This window comes from Paenibacillus hubeiensis (assembly GCF_032334105.1).
GTDB classification, from domain to species: Bacteria; Bacillota; Bacilli; order Paenibacillales; family Paenibacillaceae; genus Paenibacillus; species Paenibacillus hubeiensis.
Genome location: NZ_JAVYAE020000001.1, coordinates 1,391,774 through 1,397,990 on the forward strand (window position 1 = coordinate 1,391,774; position 6,217 = coordinate 1,397,990).

Sequence of the window (6,217 nt, forward strand, 5' to 3'; positions counted from 1 at the left end):
TACCTCCCTATTCAAAATTCTTCGCGTATTTCTGCGCCCCCGCTGGGTCCAGCCCGAACATGGCGAATGCCGAACGCAATTCCTGCGGTGCCTGTGGTTCCAGACTGCCTGGGGGATTGGTTTCCACCTGGGATCGCTTATTCAGGCGCTGGTTCTTGATGAACGCCTGCTCGGCTTGCTTGCGGGTCTGGGCGGTCAGCGTATCCCGGTGAACAAGCTCATAGGCATCGATTGGGTCGTATCCACGCTGGATCCGTGCCTGCATGTCTGGAGTAAGCCATGGCGCCGAGGTACCATCTTCGGAAACCTCATTGGCCAAAGCGGGGTACTTCCGAAAGAAGGCTTCCCACGCCTCAACTTGCTGTTGTTGCTCGGCCTGCTGTGTTTGCAGAGCTTGCGCTTGCTCTGATTGTTGAATCAGCTCCCGAGCTTGTTGCAGAAGCGGATGCTGCTCCAGGTATTGATCCAGGGCATCCGGGTCGATCCCAGCATTCAGCGCTTCCTCTCGAAGGTTCTGCTGCAGACTGTCGAACTGGTCCTTCTGCTTCTGGGCAGCTGCCTGCTCAATTTGGTCCAGGTTAGCCATCAGATCGGCATGATCCTTGTATCCTTGCTGGCGTGCAAGGCGATCAAGAGCCGCCTCATACTGCTGGTTCCGTCCCTTAATCTTGTCGTAGTTCATGCCTTTTTCGACGTAGTCCCTGACCTGATCATCGGGGACCAGAGTTTCCTGGCCGTTATACTTCACCTGCAGGCCTTTGACTTCCGTTCCTGGGGCTGGATCTATGGCAGGATCCTCTCCCGGTTCGGGATCATCCTCATGCTCTTCTTCTAGGTCATCGCCTTTGGGATCTTCGCTTTGTGGATACTCGATCCCAAAGGCCTCGTAATATGCGCGGATCTCCTCCTCGCTGGTATGTTCCTGTTGACCTTGCTCCTCTTCGCTATGGCTGGCGTTTGGAATAGTCATGTCGTATTTCCTCCTCATCCGCTATGGCTGGCGGCAGAATAAATAGGCCAGAGGATTCTCACCTTTGGCCTGGTTGTTGCGGCTGCATGAGCTGGCTGGCTACTTTTGCCGCATCCAAATTCATCTTCTGTTGTTTCAACCCCTGTTCAAACTCCCGATCGCGTTGCTCACGCTGCGCCTGTTCTCCGGTTAGCTGACCAAGCTGTTGCTGCATCTCTTGGTTCTGCTGACTGAGCTGCTGTACCTGAGCCTGTGCTTCCTGGGCTTGCTGCTGAGCCTGCTGGAACTGTTGCTGTATTCCGTACTCTTCCTCGATGCGGCGCTTGATGACGTCCATCGGCTCCATACGCCCAGTCTGGATAACGAAACGAACCGCTTCTGCATCAACCAGGGGGAGCTGCGTAATCGGGTCACGCACGTTCATCAAGTTGAATACAAGCTGCAGCCAGTATTCGCGGTCCTGGGGTTTGTCCACGCTGATGTTGACCAGGATGTCAAACTCAGGAACAAACTCCTCGTCGACTGGAAATGCCTCTGGTTGCTCTTCTCCGGTCTCCGGATCAATCAAGGTGTTTCCAGTCTCATACTTGGTTTGGACGCGGGAAACGATAGAATTACGGCTGATCGTGACGGAACGCCCAGTCACTCTAGCAACCCGCTCCGTCGTGTAAAACTGTGCAATCAGTTCCACGTACTGAGCGAACACCTCTTCCAGCGCTTCCTGAATCATGTCAGAAGCCGTATTAAGACGCGTACCCGCTGCAGCCATGAGAGCCTTGGCTTGCTCACCGCTGGTCACCTTACTGCTGGCCTGGCCGTTGGAGCTGTCAAACTGGCCCGGGATCTTCTGCAGCATTTCGTCATAGTAGTTCAGACCATTGAATACCGTTGCCGGCACATTGACACCCTGCAGCTCCTTCACGGCATTCATCCGTCCAGGGGCGACTGGAAGCATGGCACCTGGCATTCCGCGTTGTTCCTGCCAAGTGCGGGGACGTGTGATGGCTCCTTCCTCATAAGCAATGGCAGGACCGCCCATCTTGGCCGACGTCTCGATCGCGATCTCGGCATATTTGTTCTTCATGATCTGCGGCTTGATCATGTCCCGAGCAAACCCTTTGCCCCAGGCTGAACCTTCTTCGGGGTAAAGTGTACGGGCCGTGAACGGATACTCGCCGTGATCATACACATATGACTTGTGCTCCAGCATGACGCCAGACGTGGAGATGTAGATGCAGTGAACACCTTCCATATCTCCTTTTGACTTGGCCAGTAACTCTGATGGGTCGGTACCGAGGGCAAGCGCCTCCTCAGCCAGATCCTTGAACAGCTCTTTGTCCTCTGGAGTCATCATCTTTGGCAGGCCTCGATACCAGTACTCGATCAAGCCGGACGTCTTGTCTGTGCGGTGATTCTGGCTTTCGGTGGTATCGTCAAACACGTCAATGTCGGCAGATCCGTTATCCGGCTGCACCTTGGCGCCCTGCTTTGGCCAACGCTTGCGGAAATACTCCAGCGGCTGCCGGGTATGCACGATGATGGCAGCCATCTGCTGCAGGTAAATGAAATCATGCACACGCGGATCCGGGAAAAATGTGGCCAAGTCCACCGGCAGGATATCGTTTCGGCCTGTGTATTTGTTCATGCCTCTTCCACCTTCGACCGTAGGGTCGTAGATCGTCTTATAGATCAGCGGGCCGTGGATGACCATACGCCTCACTGCGCGCATATGCTTTTGTTTGAACTTGATTTTGCGCAGCTCATATGGCATGAAGTCGTTCAGGTCTCGTGCCTTCTGTTCGTCGCCTGGTTCTGGAGCAGTGAAGTCTGGATACGGCATCCACCCCGCCAGCTTACCCACGATTGACTCGAGCTGGCTGAACACGATGTTGTCCACGGCATCCGGTCTGCGCTTGGATGCGGCCTCAGTCCGAAGACCGTGCCAGTGGTCTCCCATGTAAAACCGCTGTTCCTTGCGCCAGTGTTCCTCCACCGGCTGCCTGGCCGCTTTGAAGATTTGGTAATCCTCGTCCACCATATCCCAGATCCGCTGCTGCTCCGGCGTGTTGGGGTTCGTGGAATCCGTCGCATCCTGAGCAGTGAAGATCCCCTTCACCTTATCTATCAGATTCATTCCTTATCACCTTCGATCGGATCGTCATACCAGCTTAGTCGCTCAGGTGGATCATCATTCGGAGGCCGTTCATGCTGGACCTTCGACGCCAGATACTCGCTGTGATTACGAGCAACCAGCCGATCCGTCAGATCCTTGATGGCCTTGTCCTGCTCACGCAGCTGCAATACCAGGAAGCCCACGACCACCACAATAATAACGGCGAATACAATTTCCATTTTTCACTCTCCTGTCTGCATAATCACTGCATAAAATCCCTGCTGGTTCAAAATGTAAAATAGCGTAACCATGCGTCTTTGCGGGTCGTTGCATAAACGATGCATAAAGGGTTCAGCCACAAACACGAATAAACCCTTATGTACCAAGGGTTTGAGGTGTCGGACTATTGCACAAAATCCCGGATTTGGAACACATGTCTTGCATAAAACATGCATACGGAATTACCAGAAGCCCTCGACTTCTGGCAGATCGTCATCGTCGTCGCTGTCCGCAGAATATCGATCAGGGATGGACTCCGGGTTTGCTCCCCACGCCTCTTCACCCTTGCCTGCTGTCGGCTGGCTCATGACCCAATAGCGCAGCGCATCCGGGATATGGTCCAGTGCATGATCTGCCACGTCCTCCACCTTATGCGGATCGTGCATCATGGCCGGGATCGCTTCGATTGCTTTGACGCACGTACTGAATATCTTGAGCTTGGCCGTTTTGTAAAAGTTGCCAGTCACCCAATCCACTTCATCCGTGACGTGAAGCCATTCCCTCAGCCGTTTCCAACCGTTGACGCGTTCCTTCTTCGCCTGGATCAGAGGTACATCCTTCTGAGCGAAGATCTCAGCAGGCGTAATGTTCTCCGTCTTGGACTTATTCCAGAATGAGGTATCGGCCACGTTGTACTCATACCGTTCTCTCACTGGACTGTTCAGCCTGGTGATCTCCACCTGTTCACTGGTCAGGAGCTTGGTCTGCGCCAGCTCACGATAGAGATATCCGGTACCGTCAGGCGCCAGCGCGATCCACAGACAGACAAACGGATCAGTATAGCCTTCATCCAGGGCTCGGTACTTCTTCCACTCTCGCGGGATCTCGAACGGATCCACAACGTGAACAGCTCGGCTGAACTCACTAAAGTACTGACCAGCAAATACATCCCAATCTCCTTCAAGCAGCTGCTTCCGCTCAATGTCAGGGAGAGCCAGCAATCTTGCCAAATAGCCCGGATCCGATTGGACCAGAGCCTGGTTGTCATGAACGTTTGCGGGGATGAATATCCGGCTGCGGATGATCGGTTCGCCGGCATTGGGCGTTCCGTCTGGCCAGTACAGCGTATTTCCCTCGTCGTCGGTCTCTGTGATATGGTGAACCGTTTCAGCAGGACCGATCGAAACAAAACGCTTCTTCACCCATGTATGGCCTACGCCGCCTGGGTTCGTTGTACTCTTAACGTATCGGGGGAATGGCTTGCTACCCCGAAGCCGGGACAGCATGTACAGATACCACTTTTCCTCGAACTGGGTTAACTCCTCCCATCGGATGACGTCATACTCTGCGCCTTGATAGTTCGTATAGTTGGCGTCATTATCCCAATACGCCAGCTCGATTACGGATCCATTGATAAACGACCATTCATACTTAGACTGGTTGTACTTCCCAAGCTCTTTCGGGAACACCTGCAGCGTCCTCGCAATGATGGAACGCTTGAGATCAGGAAACGTCCGTCGGAAAATGATCTGACGGCTGCCCGGATACTGCATGGCGTATTTCAGCGCGTCCCAGATCGTCGCCTCAGACTTACCGCCGCCGGCAGCACCGCCATACAGGATCTCATCAGCTTCGGTTTGGTGGTAAACCTGCTGCCGAGGCTGCGGCTTATACGGGATGATAACCTTACTCATCTTTGCTCATCCCCGCATCAAAGATAACCTGCATGGATCCAGTCACATCGGCGTCAACCTCTTTCTTGTCACGCCACAACTCCGGCCTGCGGTTCTTGAGCCAGAAGATCTGAGCCGTAACATCCGGCTGAACTTCCTTCGTTACGCGCTTGGTCTCCACCATAACCGTCTTGTATTCGCCTGTTTCTTGGTCAAGCTCTTTAGCTGCTTCACGGGTAACCTCATCGTATCGGTAGCCCAGTGCACGTTTGAATAGGGCATTCTCGACCTCGATGTCGGCAACCTCTTGGCCTTTTTTTAAGGCTTCCGCCAATTCCGGAAATTTGTTTTTATACTCAGAAAAAGAGGACATCGCCACGCCGAGTTTGCGCGCAATGTCCTCCTGGATCATACCGTCTCGCGTCCAAGCCTCGATCTGCAGGAGCTTGGGTTCCACGTGAGAATGATATTTAGTTTTCCGCCCTCCTGCCATATCGTTCAGCTCCTTTATGTATTTTGGGCACCACGGTTGGTGCCGATTAATCTAATCACTTGATGCTACAGAAACCTTTTGCTCGTCTTCGTAATCCACATATTTCACTTGGATCCACGGGATAAACGTCTGTTTGCCGTTAAAGTTCGAAATTACGATCCCGAACTCATCCACCGTATGCAACTGCCGGTTCTCAGCCGCGTTACCGTCTTTGGTGAACACAGTAACCTTGCTCCCGATGTGATCCACGATATTTGCATGCGCCATGGTACTCACTCCCTTTTGTTTTAATTAATCCGTTAAACCGTGTGGGTCCCTTCCACGCCGCGCACTTCACGGCTCATTGTTCGTTTACGCAACCACAACAACGACTCTTCCAACTTGGTTATGGCCATGGCGTTATCTCGACAGCGATAATCACTGTTTTGGAATCCTTCCAGTCTGGCTATAACCATGGCGATCAGATCCTCGTTCATAACACCATTGATCCCCGCTTCTTTGATCGGGCCTTCCTGGAAGTTCACTTCTGCAAGCAGACCGCCCTCTACAGATCGTACCTCGAAGTGATGCGGCGCATTAAAGCTATAGTCCTTTTCGTGAAACACCTCAGTGTATTTGGTTGTGACAAGACCGTTAATCAACTGCACTTTTTCCACTTGGATCTCTCCTCAAAATCAGGACCACCCGTCCAACGGGTGGTTTGCTCTTGGGGTATAACCCCTTGTTGCCAAACTGCGCCTAAAGACGCT

Annotated in this window: 7 protein-coding genes; all 7 read right to left on the reverse strand. The window is 53.1% G+C overall.

The window, feature by feature from the left end; translation table 11 throughout:
- Positions 1 to 7 precede the first annotated feature (7 nt).
- On the reverse strand, positions 8 to 970 hold the full coding sequence (locus tag RSX24_RS06720) for a hypothetical protein (protein WP_343260044.1): 963 nt from the start codon (positions 968 to 970) through the stop codon (positions 8 to 10).
- A gap of 58 nt (positions 971 to 1,028) precedes the next feature.
- A complete protein-coding gene (locus RSX24_RS06725) occupies positions 1,029 to 3,104 on the reverse strand; it encodes a portal protein (RefSeq protein ID WP_343260045.1) in 2,076 nt (691 codons plus the stop codon).
- Positions 3,101 to 3,322, reverse strand: coding sequence for a hypothetical protein (locus RSX24_RS06730; protein ID WP_343260046.1), 222 nt, complete (start codon positions 3,320 to 3,322; stop codon positions 3,101 to 3,103). The genes RSX24_RS06725 and RSX24_RS06730 overlap by 4 nt, the downstream gene beginning before the upstream one ends.
- Positions 3,323 to 3,544: 222 nt before the next feature.
- Positions 3,545 to 4,996: a terminase large subunit domain-containing protein gene (locus tag RSX24_RS06735; RefSeq protein ID WP_343260047.1), complete on the reverse strand. Its 1,452-nt coding sequence runs from the start codon at positions 4,994 to 4,996 to the stop codon at positions 3,545 to 3,547.
- Positions 4,989 to 5,468, reverse strand: a complete 480-nt coding sequence (locus tag RSX24_RS06740; RefSeq protein WP_343260048.1) for a transposase — start codon at positions 5,466 to 5,468, stop codon at positions 4,989 to 4,991. The genes RSX24_RS06735 and RSX24_RS06740 overlap by 8 nt, the downstream gene beginning before the upstream one ends.
- A gap of 51 nt (positions 5,469 to 5,519) precedes the next feature.
- Positions 5,520 to 5,735, reverse strand: a complete 216-nt coding sequence (locus RSX24_RS06745) for a hypothetical protein (RefSeq protein WP_343260049.1) — start codon at positions 5,733 to 5,735, stop codon at positions 5,520 to 5,522.
- 32 nt (positions 5,736 to 5,767) lie between these two features.
- Positions 5,768 to 6,124, reverse strand: coding sequence for an Acb2/Tad1 domain-containing protein (locus RSX24_RS06750; protein WP_343260050.1), 357 nt, complete (start codon positions 6,122 to 6,124; stop codon positions 5,768 to 5,770).
- Between the last annotated feature and the right edge of the window lie 93 nt (positions 6,125 to 6,217).

Excerpts from the sequence above, each read along its gene's own strand:
- RSX24_RS06720 (WP_343260044.1), bottom strand. The coding sequence starts at position 970 with ATGACTATTCCAAACGCCAGCCATAGCGAAGAGGAGCAAGGTCAACAG.
- RSX24_RS06725 (WP_343260045.1), bottom strand. The coding sequence starts at position 3,104 with ATGAATCTGATAGATAAGGTGAAGGGGATCTTCACTGCTCAGGATGCG.
- RSX24_RS06730 (WP_343260046.1), bottom strand. The coding sequence starts at position 3,322 with ATGGAAATTGTATTCGCCGTTATTATTGTGGTGGTCGTGGGCTTCCTG.
- RSX24_RS06735 (WP_343260047.1), bottom strand. The coding sequence starts at position 4,996 with ATGAGTAAGGTTATCATCCCGTATAAGCCGCAGCCTCGGCAGCAGGTT.
- RSX24_RS06740 (WP_343260048.1), bottom strand. The coding sequence starts at position 5,468 with ATGGCAGGAGGGCGGAAAACTAAATATCATTCTCACGTGGAACCCAAG.
- RSX24_RS06745 (WP_343260049.1), bottom strand. The coding sequence starts at position 5,735 with ATGGCGCATGCAAATATCGTGGATCACATCGGGAGCAAGGTTACTGTG.